This is a genomic window from Peribacillus sp. RS7, from assembly GCF_041956845.1.
Classification (GTDB): domain Bacteria; phylum Bacillota; class Bacilli; order Bacillales; family DSM-1321; genus Peribacillus.
Genome location: NZ_CP168135.1, coordinates 1,019,380 through 1,033,910 on the forward strand (window position 1 = coordinate 1,019,380; position 14,531 = coordinate 1,033,910).

The window sequence follows — 14,531 nt, forward strand, 5'->3', positions numbered from 1 at the left end:
CACGATGAAAGCGGATTCAATGGGTTTTCAAGTTATAATGCAGATAATGAGGGATGGGCTGCATTATATAGAAGATAAAATGCAGAATTGTGAAAATTTTTAAAAACCGATTAGCTGCTTTAGCTCCTTCACATACGTGCGGCTTACCGGAATGTTTGATCCGTCACTCATAATGAGGTTATAAGTAGAATTGAACCAAGGCTGTATTTCAGATATATGGATGACATTCACGATAAAACCGCGATGAACCCGTAAAAATGAGCGATTGTCCAGCTTCCTTTCAAGCACGATGAGAGGGTCACCGATTTTATATTCATTTTCCTCGGTTTTAATGATCGTCTTTCCTTCTATGAGTCCTATGAATAAAATAGTGTCCCGGTCGATCAAAACAATCCGATCATCTATCTCTACAGCCAATTTACCTGTCTGTTCCACCGCCGTCCGACTGGCTGGAGGTGCTGTTCTGGGTCCATCTTCCCTGTTTTTACGCTGCTTCATTAGCTTATCCAATGTTTGACGAATCCTATTTTCATTATAGGGCTTTAATAGATAATCAAACGCATATAATTCGAAGGCTTGGAGGGCAAACTCATCATAAGCGGTCGCAAAAATGAGCGAAGGTGCAGGGTCAAGTTCAGCTAATTGCTTAGCCAATTGGAGACCATTCCCCTCTGCTAGCTCAATATCCAAAAAGACAAGATCAGGTTTAAGGTGGGAAATATCCCTCATGGCATCTTCTATCCCTTCGGCCTCACCCACAACGTCTACTTGCCTGCTTCTCTTCAGTAAATATTTCAATTCATCTCTTGCCAGTGGTTCATCCTCTACGATAAATGCTTTCATCATCGTTGACATATGCTCCTTTTTCGTTGAGTGGTATTGATATTTTCACTTGTGTTCCGTGCCCCGTTTCGCTTTCTATCGAGAGACTGGCCTGACCATTATAGATCCCATCCAGCCGTTCACTGATATTATGAAGCGCCGTTCCTGTACCTTTAGTCGATTCTACAGCATGCTTACCCAATTCATCTAATCTCCCGCTTGAAATCCCTTTCCCGTTATCTGCCACAACAATCTGCATCTTATCGTCTTTAAAAAAAGCCTGTATGATGATTTCACCTTTGTTTTTCACATGTGGAAATGCATGGTGTACCGCATTTTCAACAAGTGGCTGTAACGTGAATGGAGGAATGAGGACTTCCTTAAGCCTTGGCTCAATGCGATAATCGATATGATATTTATCTGGAAAACGGGCCTGCTCCAGTGATAAATAAGCGTTGATATGCTCTAATTCCTTTTCAAGCGGTACCAGGATTTGACGGGCCCCTTGTAAATTTGAGCGAAAGAAGGCACTGAGCTCCGACAATAAATTTCTTGCCTTCTCGACATCCATCCGGCATAAAACGGATATCGTATTGATTGCATTAAATAAAAAATGAGGATGGACCTGTGCCTGCAAGGCCTTAATTTCAGCATCTTTCAATAATTTCGTTTGCATTTCCGCTTTAGCGAGCTCCAATTGAGTGGAAAATAGTTTCGCCAATCCTTCCGCTAGCTCTTGCTCCACTTGGCTTAATTTATCCGGATGCTTGAAATACATCTTCAAAGTCCCCACCGTTTTCTGTTGTACCTGCAACGGCAGGACTACGGCCGCCTGCAATGGGCATTGATCATGAAAACAATAAATGTCCTTTTTTGTTTTGGCCACGATGATTTTGCCTTGTTCAAGGGCCTTTTTCGTTAAGCCTGTCGCTATTCCCACTTTCGGGACATGGTGATCGGACGCAGCACCCACATGGGCAAGTACACTATGTTCATTGGTAATGGCCACGGCATCGGCTTCAGTCAGCCCCAAGATGATTTGGGCAATTCTCTTACAGGAAGATTGATTCAACCCTTGCCGGAAATAGGGCAATGTCTGATCCGCAATCAGGAACGCAAGGTTCGTTTGCACGGCCCGCGTCCGTGCTTCTTCCCTCGTGATCGATTGAATGATGAGCATGAATAGTAAAGTGCCGAACCCGTTGATGATGATCATCGGGAGACCGATTACTTGTACGAGCTCCCACGCCCTTTCAAATGGTTTGGCCGTCACTAGTATGATCCCCATTTGGATCGCTTCCAAGGCCATGCAAATAGGGAGGGCAAACCAAGGGGTGATCGTCCCATGCTTTCGGCGCCTTTTTCCCAAAAACCCCGATAAGACTCCAGCCAAAATCGCTGCGATCGCACAGGCCACCGCTGTAAACCCCCCGAGAGAATAACGGTGAAGCCCCGCAATCAAACCCACGCCCAAACCGACAAATGGTCCCCCCAGCAAACCGCCGATTGCCACACCCATGATCCTTGTGTTGGCAATCGCATTATCCGGAGCTATCTCAGTATGCCAAGCACCCTCTGGTATGGCATGATTCCCGATTTCAATTCCTGTATAGTTACTTATGATGCCGAAAGTTCCAAAAAGTGCGATAAACATGATTTTCTTCGACATTTCATGTTCATGGCCTATCATTTGCCGAAAGGGTTTCATATAAGAAAGCAGGAATGCAGCAATCACGATGATCCCCACTTTTTCAAACAGCGACGGTAATAAATGAACCAACTCACTCACCCCATTTCTGGCTTTTTCATTCATCTTACAACAGCCATGAAATCTTTGTCGAATTTTGTTTTTACGATTAACACTGATAATCCTAGGGGCGCTAAACAATAACATGGAAACAAACATGTCACATTCGGGACATACGCCTTCAGATACCTCTCATCAATATATCGGGAGAAAAAGCTAAAATAGTAGTTAGAGCAGAATAAATCTAGTGGGACAGAAGCTTTAGGGCAATTCTATTAAATACAAAAAGGGCATGTTTTGATTAATCTTTTTTCAAAACATGTCCTTTCTATCGCTTTCGAAATTACCTTTGTAGGTTCGTCAAAAAGGTTAATTATCGGAAAAGTCCACATCTGCACCCCCGGGTATCATTTCTGAATTTGCATTCGTCATTTTTGGAATCCATCACACTGAAAAATAGTTTATTGTTAAACGAGGAGAATAAATAGGTTATTTCATGAAAAAAGGTAACCTGAAGGGTTAAAGATGCAGTGCCTTCGCACCCTTTTTAAATGCCAAAAATATTATCTTTTATAACTATGAGGTATGAATATGGAATTGAAAAATCAAATCATTTATATCAGTAAAAAAGTATTGAATAGTATTAAGAATTTCAAATTTAATTTTGAAACTTCTATATTTATCTTTGATAAAGAGCTAAATGTTTTATACTCTAAGAGTAATTTTGAAAATGAAGATATATGTAAAGTGGTTATAAAAGAATCTGTTGAAAATAATGCATTTGTTTTAAGTACATTGCAAAATACTACTGTAAGAACTAAAAACCAAATCTACGGGAAGGATTTTAGTGTCATATCTTCCCCCATCCATGAAATTAAAAATAAGGAATTGCAAGGATATGTAGGTATAATTACAACGGATGATAGTGAAAATTTCAAAATGATTTCTGAATTGCTAGCTAATCAAATCTCCTACGAGTTACATGTGCATCGTGAGAAATTATTAATTGAAGATATAATAAAAACAGATACATCATCTTTAATTACCAGGGAGCAACAACATAAAGTTGAATTGCGAATAATAAAGAATATAACTCAAGGTCTCAAAGATAAAGAAATAGCTGATAATCTGCATATAAGTGTTTCTACAGTTCGTAACTATGTAAATAAAATGTTTGAAGAATTAGAGATAACCTCCAGATCACAATTAATCAGCTTGTACTATGAAAATAAATTGTATGACATTCTTAATCAAATAAAGATTTAAAACCGCTATTTTTAGTAGGAGGAATTAAGATTAGTGGAGTCAGGATTTTTTATACACTAGGGATAACATCATTAATTGGTGCTGCACTGTTCCCAGTAGGCTATGTAAAATCTTTCAATATATTTATCTCGTTGTTTATTTTAGGTATGGTACTTATCTTAATCGCTCAAATTCAAAAAAAGAAAAATAAATGATGAGATTTCACTATAAGTTTATATTAGATGGTTGAAATCATTAATCTGCTTGATAGTTCAAATTTGACTATACAGAGGTTTATTAAAAAAACTGAGGATTACCTTTCCGCTAAAAAGCTAAATAAAAACCCCTCGCATCAATGCAAGGGGTTTTTTTGTTCAAAATCATTTTTCCATTACAGGCTTATAGTGTCCGGGTATGCTTCTGGCTGAAATGGCCAATCGGTTCCAGCCGTTGATCGTGATGATTATGGTAACGAGATCGATATATTGTTTTTCATCAAAGTGAAGGCGGACCCGCTCATACAGATCATCAGGGACACCATTTGCAGAAATGGCCGTGACCGCTTCCGTCAATTCCAGCGCTGCCCTTTCAGACTCAAGATAGAACGGCGATTCACGCCAAGCACTCAAACAGTAAATTCTTTGTTCCGTTTCACCCATTGCCCGGGCATCCTTTGTGTGCATATCCAAGCAGTACGCACAGCCGTTGATTTGAGACGCACGAATTTTAATCAATTCGATTAACTTGCTATCGATTTCCGTTGTTTTCTTGTACTCCTCGAGTTCCATCATCAATTTGACTACTTCCCGATTTGTTTTCATGTAGTTAATGCGTTGTTCCATGTCTATCTCCTCCATTAAATCTTTTTAGGTTTCACTTATAAGACAAAATAGAGGATTGATTTGTGACATACCAAAAAGAGAGCCCTCAGTCCATCCTATTAAGGAACAGGAATATGAGTTAATTTATCCGGATTTGAAACAATGAAGATTTTCCGGATATTTTCTTGTTTTGGATCTAATTCAAAGCAGATGACTTTGATAGGCTGCCCGTCTTTCATTTGCAAAATTCCTTCCTGACCATTGACCATCACCGGAAGAAGCTCTCCTATGAAACCTCCTTTAGCAGAAACTCCTTTAAGAAAGGAGGATACGCGCTGTTTGTTTACAATTGGATTTAAAGCAGAAAGCACTTTTCCTCCGCCATCAGTGACAAGAACGACATCTTCTGTAAGGATATCCAAAAACTCCTCAAAGTTCCCTGTCATTGATGCTTTTATGAATGTTTTTGCCAAAAGATCGACATGTTTTGTATCCTCCGTAAGGACTGGCATATCATTCTTTAATTTCCGCTTAGCCCGGCTGTAGATCTTTCTGCAGTTCACTTCATTCTTTTCCAGCATCTCGGCAATATCCTCATAGCTGTAAGCGAATGCTTCTCTAAGCACGAACACCGCTCTTTCAACAGGTGACAGCTGTTCCAGCAAAACGAGGAAGGCATAAGCAACCGTTTCATCTGTTACAACCTTATCTAACTGCTCTGTTTCGTTTACCCGAGGTTCAGGCAGCCAAGGTCCTGTGTAAACCTCTCTTCTCTTACGGGCTGATTTTAAAAAGTTTAGACAGCGATTTGTCGTCATTTTCGCAAGATATGCTTTCATGTCCTTAATTTGGTCGGTATCAAGCTTAAGCTGCAGGAACAAATCATGAACGATATCTTCTGCGTCGGTAATCGATCCAAGCATCCGGTATGCGATGGAAAAAAGAAAAGGTTGATATGTCTTATATAATGTATCCAACTCCACTTTCTTCACCTATTTTCTATCAAATTCATTTTCGAGAACGTATGACCCTTTCCATAATTATTCTCTAAATCAATCATTTATCCTTCTTCACCTGGTATAAAGCATTCATTCTAAAATTGATATAGTTTAATTCAAACAACATAAAAAAGAGCAGCCAAAGAGCTGCTCGATTCGTTCTTGTTCAGTATATCCAGGCATATATAACCGAATTCACCACTTACCATATTTAATATCGAATGAAATCTGCTATTAAAATAAATACAGCACCTATTACAATCCATATCAATAACAAAGGCCAGAAGAATTTTACCCATTCTTGATATTTAATTTTAGAGACTGCTAAACTTCCCATAAGCATGGCAGAGGTAGGGAGAATACAGTTTGAAAGACCATCTCCTAACTGATAAGTAAGGATGGTCGTTTGTCTCGTAACACCGATCAGGTCGGAAAGCGGTGTTAAAATCGGCATGGTCGTTGCTGCCATACCCGTTCCTGAAGTAATGAACACATTCATGATTGTCTGAAATATATACATGCCAAGAACTTGGATCGAACTTGGCAAATGGCCTACTGTTGATGCAAGTCCGTTTACAACTGAATCGATGACATGCCCTTGCTCCAACACTACGACTACACCTTTTGCCAGACCAACAATAAAGGCCCCGAAAGTAATATCCCTTGCCCCCTGAACAAACTCACTGGCAATTTTGCTCGGCCCATATTTAGATATAAAGCCAACAATCACACCTAATGTTAAGAAAAATGCAGCTAATTCTTCCATCCACCAGCCTTTTTTGGAAACACCCCAAATTAAGAAGCTAAATCCTATCAACACGGCAAATATCGTTAAGTAATGATTGAGCTTCATGGAGGATAAAGTGGATATATCCAAATTCTCATGCTTTTCTTCTTTTTCTAAGTCATATACAATACCGGCTTGTGGATTTTTTTGCACTTTTTTTGCATATTTAATGATATAAAAACTCGTGACAATTAGTAAAACCACCAAGATGATTCCCCGTAACCACATTCCGGAAAACATCGGAATTTCAGCAATGGCTTGAGCGATTCCTACATTGAAAGGATTAAGGAGTCCAGCTGTAAATCCGACCGCTGCGCCAAGCGTCACCATCGCTGTTCCAGTCATGGCATCATAGCCTAATGACCTTGCAACGGCGATGCCAATTGGCACAAATGCCATCACTTCAGCTGACATTCCAATCGTGAATCCCCCAATTGAAAATAGAGTTAAAAAAATAGGAATAATGACGATTCCTTGGTTCATGAAAGTCTTTCCAACCCTCGCAGCCACGGCTTCAATCGTACCTGTGGAATTAATGATTTGAAATACTCCACCGACAATGAAAATAAAGAAAACCGTATCACTTGCATCAATAAGGCCATGAACGATCGCTAAAGGGACTTCGAATATACCAATGGGGTTGTTCTCTACAGAATGGTAAGAGTTTTCCACTACTACCGTATTGCCTGTTTTTTTATCTTCCACTCTGTCAAACTCACCTGCGGGTACTAAATAACTTAATGCAGCTGCAATCAGGATCATACAAATAATAATTACAAATGTGTGTGGCATTTTTATTTTGCTTTTTTTGAATGGGGGTTCACTCTTTATTTTTCCGACGCTCACTTTACTCATTTTCCCGTACCACCTTCAACATTATTTCCACCTGTATTTCCTGGATCCACCCCGCAAAATGGAAGCTTTCTTTATCTTCCATTACATGATTTAGTAGCTTTCCATGCTTCGAATTCTCCCCGAATTCCTTGAATATATTGAGGGTTCATACATACTTCGTATGCCGTCATCGCTAATGCCTTTGCCGCTTTATTCAATCCGATCATCCCGCTCTCCGATGCTGCTGCTTGTACAAACTCCGGAGTATGGGTTATTGCGTCATCCGTTATTTTGATATACGGATGAATCGTTGCAGTTACTTGTCCAACATTACCAATATCCGATGAACCGATTCCCCCTTTTGCAGGCGGGTCACATACTACCTCCCCTAACAACTCCAGGTTGTCTTTAAATAAGGCGGCTAGCGCTTTATTATTATTTCGTTCAGCATATATCAGCCCTTCGGTTATCTCGATTCTGGCACTGACAGCTTCTGTAGCATGACGAGCTGCAGCATATACTTTCTCACGAACAACATTTAACTCTTCCACAGTGCTTGCTCTCAGTAAAAACTCAGCCTGGCAATAGGCAGGAACTACATTTGTTGCATCCCCGCCCTTTGTAATGATCCCATGGATTCTCACATCATCTTTTAAAAATTGACGTAAGGAATTGATGGCAACAAAAGTATTAATGACTGCATCAAGAGCACTAATTCCTTTTTCCGGAGCAGAAGACGCATGAGAGGCTTTTCCATAAAACTTAAAAGATGCATCCACACATGCCAGACCCCCACGCAATACCATTGTCTGTTTTTGCGGATGACACATCATGGCTACATCCACATCATCGAAAATGCCATCCTCTACCATTAAAATTTTCCCTCCGCCTTCCTCTTCCGCAGGCGTCCCTAATACGACGATTTTCCCCGGAAGGTCAGGGTGAGCATCTTTCAATGCTAATGCTGCTCCAATTGCTGATGTTCCAATAATATTATGGCCACATCCATGGCCAAGTCCTGCCAGTGCATCATATTCAGCTAAAATGGCAATCGTCGGACCGCCGGGGTGCCCCTCCCATGTTGCCCTGAATGAAGTTTCTAAATTAGCAACCCCTTTTTCAACCGAGAAGCCCGCCGTCTCTAAAGGCTCTATCAACCATTTCATTGCCTGGTACTCTTGGAAACTAAGTTCTGGATGAGCATGAATGTTTAATGCTAGCTCACGTAATTCAGCATCACGGGCATCAACAGCCACTTGAATAGATTTCTTTCCTTCCACAACATTCATTGACATAAATATACAACCTCCAAAATATTCAGAAAATTAAATGTTTATTTTTAAATATTACGTTCACTTTAATGATAAGTAAAATTAAGGTTTTTTTATGATACTAAAAAATTCTTTTATAGTTTAAATAGTAACAACCATGAATATTTAAAAATTAATTGAACTTTCTGTTAACAATGAACGCAAAAGGAGGGTTCGGATTGTGTCTCATCTTGAATCAGCAAGGAGCGAATTACGGAATCAATACTTGGGGATTACCATAATTTCAAAACAAGAATTGGTTATAATCCATGATTTTTTACTGTTTTATATGGATGGAACCCTCACTAGTTTGAAGAAATCTGCGACACTCCTGCCGAATAGCTGGCTAGCCGATACCCCACAGGCGCTTGCTTTGATGCGGCTTGGCAGACAGTCGGCGGAAAGGGAGCGGATTTCTGAAATCAACTGGAACGTTTTTTTAATAAGGCTTTGCTAAAGATTAATGTTGATTTTTGAACAAATAAAAGAGACCACCTAATAAGTGATCTTCTTTAGTGCATCCTATGGAACTAACGCACCCTATAGTTTAAGAAGAAACCTTCACATTCTCTTACGTGTATCAAAAAAAAGGATGGAACCAATGCGATCCCATCCTAAAAATCTTTATTGATTGTGTTTCTTTTCCTCTTGTTGTTTATGCTTCTCTTCTTTTTGTTTATGCTTCTCTTCCTTTTGTTTGTGTTTCTTTTCCTCTTCCTTTTGTTTATATTTCTCTTCCTCTTGTTTATGTTGTTTATCCTCTTTATTTCCATCAATATCAAATGGTTTATCTTTATTATTTTTTGTAACTGGTGGAGCTTCTTCAGGATTTGCACCTTTAATGAACAGTTCATTATTCACCTGGTATACATCACTAGGCTGTTGGAAGCTACTCCGGTCTGTTCCAAACGCTTCCAGCATGACCTTAAACATTTGGTGCGAGATTTTAGTTATATTTCCATCCATATAATTACCCGGACCATTTTTAGTATATCCAGTCCAAACCGCCATAGTGTATTGCGGTGTATAACCAGCGAACCAACTATCATTTACCGAACCGGATGGATATCCATATTGTGCTCTGGTTTTACTGTCAAAATTGGTTGTGCCAGTTTTTCCAGCCACATCTAGTCCAAGGACATCTGCTGTTTTTCCTGTACCAGATTTTACGACTGTCCGTAACATATCCGTCACCAAATAAGCTGTGTAGTCATGCATAACACGTTTTGGCTTTGGAGTTAAATTAACAACTCTGCCATCAGGATAGACAACTTTACGAACAAAATGTGGTGTATTGTATTCACCGTTATTTCCAAAAGCACTATATGCCCCTGCCAGCTCTAATGGATTAACCGTATTACTTCCAATCGCATATGATTCGTACACCTTATTATTATTAAAAGTAATACCCAGATTTTCTGCAAAGTTTTGTGCTTTATCCATCCCTACTTCTTGAAGGGTAAGGAGTGCTGGAATATTGTATGACCATTGAAGTGCTGTTCTAATCGACAACATTCCGTGATATTGATGATCCCAGTTAGAAATAGATTGACCATTTGAGTAGGTTATCTCATGATCATTAATTTGGTGTGCTGTAGACCATTTTGAATTTTCAATAGCCGGACCATAATCAAAGACTGGCTTGAAAGTAGATCCTGGTTGACGTTTAATATCAACCGCAAAGTTGTTGCCTCGGAAGGAAGCTTTATATTGGTTTCGACCGCTTCCAATAGCTCGAACTTCTCCTGTTTTTGTATCTAAAAATACGAAGGCTCCTTGAAAATTGTCATTTGGATAAGAAATAATCGTATCGGTGTTCATTATTTTGTCCGCAAAGGTCTGAGCTTTTGGATCTAGCGTCGTATAAATAGATAATCCATCCGAACTGATATCTACATTTTTCAGCTTTCTTTCAACTTCTTTTACAACAGCGTCCAAAAACGCCTCGTACGGCATTCCATGTTGTTTCTTTTTTGGAACAAGTCCTGATGTAACTGGAACCTTCTTTGCATCCTCCAATTGCTTTTTCGTAATATACCCTTGTTTATACATGGCTTCTAAAACAATATTTCGACGATTTGTTGCAGCTTTCACATGTTCGGGTTCAGTGGGATCGTAATAACTTGGACTCTGTGGGAGCCCCGCCAACATAGCGGCCTGCGGAAGCGTTAATTTATTTAGATGATCGGCATCGATTCCGTAGTAATTTTTGGCGGCAGCTGCTACACCATATGCCCCGTCTCCAAGGTAGATCTTATTTAAATACATCATTAAGATTTCATGTTTAGAATACTTTTGCTCAAGCTGATATGCCAAACTCCATTCCTGTACCTTTCGCTTTATTGTTTTCTGTGGGGACAAAAAGGAGTTTTTGATGACCTGCTGTGTAATCGTACTTCCGCCTTGAGATCCGAAATCCCCTTTTAGGTTCTTGAAGATTGCTCTCGCAGTTCCTTTTATATCAATGCCATTGTGTTCATAAAAATGTGCATCCTCCGTGGCAATGAAAGCATGTTCCAACATTTTTGGAACTTGAGAATACTTAATTTTTGTCCGCTTTTCTTTACCATATTCGTAAAGGAAATTCCCGTTTTTATCGTATAATTTGGTAGAAAGCGGATCGACTAGTTTTGAAGCATCTATTTTAGGTGCATCCTTAATCATTGCTGTAACCGTAACTGCCCCTATTCCAATTGAAACAACACCTAACAGTAAGCACCAAAGTAAAACTTTTTTCAAGAAAGACCTTCTTTTAGGGGAGTTTTTACCTTTTTTTTGATCTTGTTTTGTTTTTTCCACTTGTTTTCGTTCCTGACGAGAACGATACGTTTCTGACATTAATCTTCTCTCCCATATTCAAGTTACTCAACAAAATTGAAGAAAACTTTGCAAAGAAATAACCTTTTATTTACTCACTGGTCATTGATGATCAGTATGGTATTTAATACAATGCATTTCATGCAAAACCTGTATATAACGTATTAAGGAAGAATTTATCCTATACTCTCCTTGGTCGGTTTTCGCAATAAAGTAATTACTTCGTACTATCTTATCTAATACATCTTGTAGAACGTCTTCCTTCTTTACATCTGGCCCTTTTATTATTTTTTCTCGTTTAATATCATTTTCCAAGGTATAACAAACAATAAAGTTCTTCAAATTAAATCCCCCTTTCGAGAACCACTTCTGATTGTCTTAAGTAGGGAAACACGTCTACTTATTTGAAGCGAATAGTCTTAAAATTTATATACTGAATAAGAAGGCAATTATCGACCAGCTTTGTCTTTCAAAGACGTTATTCATGAAGCAAATACCCATGTTGATAAAATGATGGATAGCATTCCTACTATTTTTGAAAAATACCTTGTATACCATCTATAAATATTTCATGAATACCATAGATACAGCCTAAAAAGGTCAAAGCGTGTATAGAAAATTTCTTTTTTTTCAGTCCATTACACAGTCCATTTATATTAATTCGAAAGGAACCTTAGTAATAAGGGGGCACCTCGATTCCCCCCTCTATATAAAGACCAAATCTGCACTTTAATCAAATAAAAAGCCACCAATTATGGCAGCCGGATTTTGTTCCCGTTTATAAGCACATTCTCTTATTCTATATATTATGTTCGTTTTACGTAATAACCTGGATAACTTACCTTTCTATAGACCATAATAAGATTTATCCAAGAGACACCCTAAGGATCTTGGTGTTTGTCTGAAATCCATCCTTGAAGCTTTTCAGGGATGGATTTTTATTTTTTACTTTTCTTAGCTGAATAATATTTCTCAAGAGCGACTTAAAAGAGAGCTGGATTTTTCAACCCGTCTTATGGCACTAACATGCCCCGTTAGTTCATCAAGATGATCAACAACACTCTTTAACATAGCCTTTAATAAAAAAACTGCAGGCAAACTCGCTTTTCTTCGAGTTTGCCCACAGTCTGAAAGAAGAACAATCATTATCTCCGTTTAGCAATATAGCTTTTTGATTTCACTCACAAACTTGGAAACACTGGCTAATTGTAAAGATGATTGCCGGTATAGCATCCATGTTCTTCTTTTTAGTTCTTCACCATTTTTTAAAATCAAATCATGGGAAAACAAGTCATCATTTTCTTGCAAAAAAACACGAGGAATAATGGCATACCCAAGCCCTCTTTTTACCATTTCTCTGCATGTCTCATAGCTATCCACTTGCATCATCATCAAAGGAGGTGATGTAAACCTTTCATTCCACCAATGATCGATACTCATTTCAGAAGGAATTTGCGATATATTTCTATATTTCAGCAAAACATTCGGTTCTTTACGATTAATCATCGGCAATCCCGGAAGGCTATCAACAGGTATCTCATCTTTTGAAATGATGCATATATTTTCTTCCGCAAGAAGATGTTTTTCATCGAACCATTCATAATCGCCTTTTACAATCGCAACATCGATCTCCCCTTGCATGAGCAATTCCATCATTTCCGTACTGAAGCCCGTATCAACATTTAAATGGACCATAGGACAATTGACCATGTAATCTTGTAAAATGGAAGGCAGGTTATAAAGACCGAAATGGCTGCTTATCCCTAACTTCAAACTACCCTTTGTTTCACTTCCCATATTCAATAAATACTCTTTGGTTTGACGTAAATCTATGAGCATTTTTTTTGCATAGCTTACCAAATATTCTCCAGCTGGTGTCATTTTAATGTTTTTTCCGTTCTTGGACAATATTTCAGTTTGGAATTCCTTTTCAATTTGCCTTACGCGGTACGTTAATGCAGGCTGGGTCATGTAAAGCCGCTCCGCAGCTTTTGTCAGATTCTGGTCTTGGTATAAATATTGCAAAATTAAACAATCTTTCTCATCCATAAGTTTTCGCCACCCCTAATAGTTTCGCAGCCTAATAATCAACGGTTTCAGCGATCCTCAATCATTCTATGTACAGAGATATGATGCTCCCCTTCCTTCATACTAGCTCAGGAGTGGTTCCAGGACTTTGCTTAAATCGGTCTTCATGATGAACTTCAATCGTTTGCAAGAAGCTTTGCATGGAGTTTGTCATATAAGCATCTTTACGGTGAATGAAGACAGTCGAAATATTGCCGTACTCTTCCGGAATTGCATGCACGTGCACTTTTTCATTGGCTGCAAGGTGATTTACCGCTGATTGTGGTACGAGGGTAATGCCAAGACCGAGAGTTACGCTGGTTAAGATCGTTTCCAATACATTGAACTCCATGATCCTTTTGGGCATCACTTCTTCTTCTTTCAGCCATTGTTCCAGTTTAGAGCGATAGCCACAACCCTGACTGAATACCAAAAATGGTTCTGTTATAATTTCTTCAAGGTCAAATGTTTCATTTCTTGTAACCAATACAAGTTTTTCTGTACACACATCATATGGCTGAATGAGCGGATGTTTAATCGGTCCTGTAACGAAAGCTCCATCCAACCTATGTTCAATGACATCTTTAATTAGGTCTTCTGTTAACCCCGCCTTTATGGATAAATCAACATTTGGATACTGTTTATGATAAGAGGCTAGAATCTTGGGAAGATCGGTGACCGTTTCAACTGTACCTATGTTCAATATCCCTGTAGGTGTTTCACTATCCAGGAATACTTGCTTGAGTTCTTCAACATCAAGCAAAATTTTGTTTACATACTCCAACATTTTTCGAGCCTCTGCAGTTAATGACATACCACGTTTATGTCTATTGAATAAAGGCGTCCGTAACTCCTGCTCTAAATGCTTAATCCTCGCCGTTACATTGGATTGGACGTAATTCAACTCAACAGCCGCCTTACTTATGCTGCCATATTTAGCGACGCACTGGAATATTTGCAAATCCCTTATTTCCATAAAAGTGACCCCCTTTCTCAACTATCATTAATAATGATGATTATATTCATTTTAAGTCATTTTACATGATAATGACTTTATCATAAGGTGTGTATAGGAATTTAATC

12 protein-coding genes are annotated in these 14,531 nt (G+C 38.8%); 2 read left to right on the forward strand and 10 right to left on the reverse strand.

Annotated features, from left to right (window positions below; all coding sequences use genetic code 11):
- Nucleotides 1–99 precede the first annotated feature (99 nt).
- Entirely contained in the window at nt 100–846 is a 747-nt protein-coding gene (locus tag ACDZ29_RS05280; RefSeq protein WP_375090215.1) for a LytR/AlgR family response regulator transcription factor, read from the reverse strand.
- Complete coding sequence (locus tag ACDZ29_RS05285) at nt 818–2,635, reverse strand: LytS/YhcK type 5TM receptor domain-containing protein (protein ID WP_370016351.1); 1,818 nt, start codon at nt 2,633–2,635, stop codon at nt 818–820. Before ACDZ29_RS05285 ends, ACDZ29_RS05280 begins: the two co-directional genes overlap by 29 nt.
- Nucleotides 2,636–3,160: 525 nt before the next feature.
- Between ACDZ29_RS05285 and ACDZ29_RS05290 the strand changes: the two genes are divergently transcribed.
- Nucleotides 3,161–3,835 (forward strand): response regulator transcription factor, encoded by a 675-nt coding sequence (locus tag ACDZ29_RS05290; protein WP_375090217.1) that lies wholly within the window; start codon nt 3,161–3,163, stop codon nt 3,833–3,835.
- Between the two features lie 359 nt (nt 3,836–4,194).
- Here the strand turns inward: ACDZ29_RS05290 and ACDZ29_RS05295 are convergent, their stop codons facing one another.
- From ACDZ29_RS05295 to ACDZ29_RS05310, 4 genes are all read right to left on the reverse strand, one after another.
- On the reverse strand, nt 4,195–4,656 hold the full coding sequence (locus ACDZ29_RS05295; RefSeq protein ID WP_289326398.1) for a carboxymuconolactone decarboxylase family protein: 462 nt from the start codon (nt 4,654–4,656) through the stop codon (nt 4,195–4,197).
- Nucleotides 4,657–4,754: 98 nt separating this feature from the next.
- On the reverse strand, nt 4,755–5,627 hold the full coding sequence (locus ACDZ29_RS05300) for an RNA polymerase sigma-70 factor (protein WP_375090219.1): 873 nt from the start codon (nt 5,625–5,627) through the stop codon (nt 4,755–4,757).
- 217 nt (nt 5,628–5,844) lie between these two features.
- A complete protein-coding gene (locus ACDZ29_RS05305) occupies nt 5,845–7,275 on the reverse strand; it encodes a YfcC family protein (RefSeq protein WP_375090221.1) in 1,431 nt (476 codons plus the stop codon).
- A 71-nt stretch (nt 7,276–7,346) separates the two neighbouring features.
- Nucleotides 7,347–8,549 carry a M20 family metallopeptidase gene (locus ACDZ29_RS05310; RefSeq protein ID WP_375090222.1) on the reverse strand — a complete coding sequence of 401 codons (1,203 nt, stop codon included), beginning with the start codon at nt 8,547–8,549 and terminating at the stop codon, nt 7,347–7,349.
- 196 nt (nt 8,550–8,745) lie between these two features.
- On the opposite strand from ACDZ29_RS05310, the gene ACDZ29_RS05315 reads away from it, so the two are divergent.
- Entirely contained in the window at nt 8,746–9,021 is a 276-nt protein-coding gene (locus ACDZ29_RS05315; protein WP_375090223.1) for a hypothetical protein, read from the forward strand.
- 167 nt (nt 9,022–9,188) lie between these two features.
- Here the strand turns inward: ACDZ29_RS05315 and ACDZ29_RS05320 are convergent, their stop codons facing one another.
- The 4 genes from ACDZ29_RS05320 to ACDZ29_RS05335 all read right to left on the reverse strand — a co-directional run bounded on the left by ACDZ29_RS05320 (nt 9,189) and on the right by ACDZ29_RS05335 (nt 14,424).
- The gene (locus ACDZ29_RS05320) at nt 9,189–11,402 is read right to left on the reverse strand and encodes a transglycosylase domain-containing protein (RefSeq protein WP_375090224.1); all 2,214 of its coding nucleotides are present in this window, start codon (nt 11,400–11,402) and stop codon (nt 9,189–9,191) included.
- An 81-nt stretch (nt 11,403–11,483) separates the two neighbouring features.
- Complete coding sequence (locus tag ACDZ29_RS05325; RefSeq protein ID WP_289326403.1) at nt 11,484–11,723, reverse strand: hypothetical protein; 240 nt, start codon at nt 11,721–11,723, stop codon at nt 11,484–11,486.
- Between the two features lie 813 nt (nt 11,724–12,536).
- The gene (locus tag ACDZ29_RS05330; protein ID WP_289326404.1) at nt 12,537–13,430 is read right to left on the reverse strand and encodes a LysR family transcriptional regulator; all 894 of its coding nucleotides are present in this window, start codon (nt 13,428–13,430) and stop codon (nt 12,537–12,539) included.
- Nucleotides 13,431–13,527: 97 nt separating this feature from the next.
- Nucleotides 13,528–14,424 carry a LysR family transcriptional regulator gene (locus ACDZ29_RS05335; RefSeq protein WP_375090225.1) on the reverse strand — a complete coding sequence of 299 codons (897 nt, stop codon included), beginning with the start codon at nt 14,422–14,424 and terminating at the stop codon, nt 13,528–13,530.
- Nucleotides 14,425–14,531: the final 107 nt, after the last annotated feature.

Excerpts from the sequence above, each read along its gene's own strand:
- ACDZ29_RS05280 (WP_375090215.1), bottom strand. The coding sequence starts at position 846 with ATGATGAAAGCATTTATCGTAGAGGATGAACCACTGGCAAGAGATGAA.
- ACDZ29_RS05285 (WP_370016351.1), bottom strand. The coding sequence starts at position 2,635 with ATGAATGAAAAAGCCAGAAATGGGGTGAGTGAGTTGGTTCATTTATTA.
- ACDZ29_RS05290 (WP_375090217.1), top strand. The coding sequence starts at position 3,161 with ATGGAATTGAAAAATCAAATCATTTATATCAGTAAAAAAGTATTGAAT.
- ACDZ29_RS05295 (WP_289326398.1), bottom strand. The coding sequence starts at position 4,656 with ATGGAACAACGCATTAACTACATGAAAACAAATCGGGAAGTAGTCAAA.
- ACDZ29_RS05305 (WP_375090221.1), bottom strand. The coding sequence starts at position 7,275 with ATGAGTAAAGTGAGCGTCGGAAAAATAAAGAGTGAACCCCCATTCAAA.
- ACDZ29_RS05310 (WP_375090222.1), bottom strand. The coding sequence starts at position 8,549 with ATGTCAATGAATGTTGTGGAAGGAAAGAAATCTATTCAAGTGGCTGTT.
- ACDZ29_RS05320 (WP_375090224.1), bottom strand. The coding sequence starts at position 11,402 with ATGTCAGAAACGTATCGTTCTCGTCAGGAACGAAAACAAGTGGAAAAA.
- ACDZ29_RS05330 (WP_289326404.1), bottom strand. The coding sequence starts at position 13,430 with ATGGATGAGAAAGATTGTTTAATTTTGCAATATTTATACCAAGACCAG.
- ACDZ29_RS05335 (WP_375090225.1), bottom strand. The coding sequence starts at position 14,424 with ATGGAAATAAGGGATTTGCAAATATTCCAGTGCGTCGCTAAATATGGC.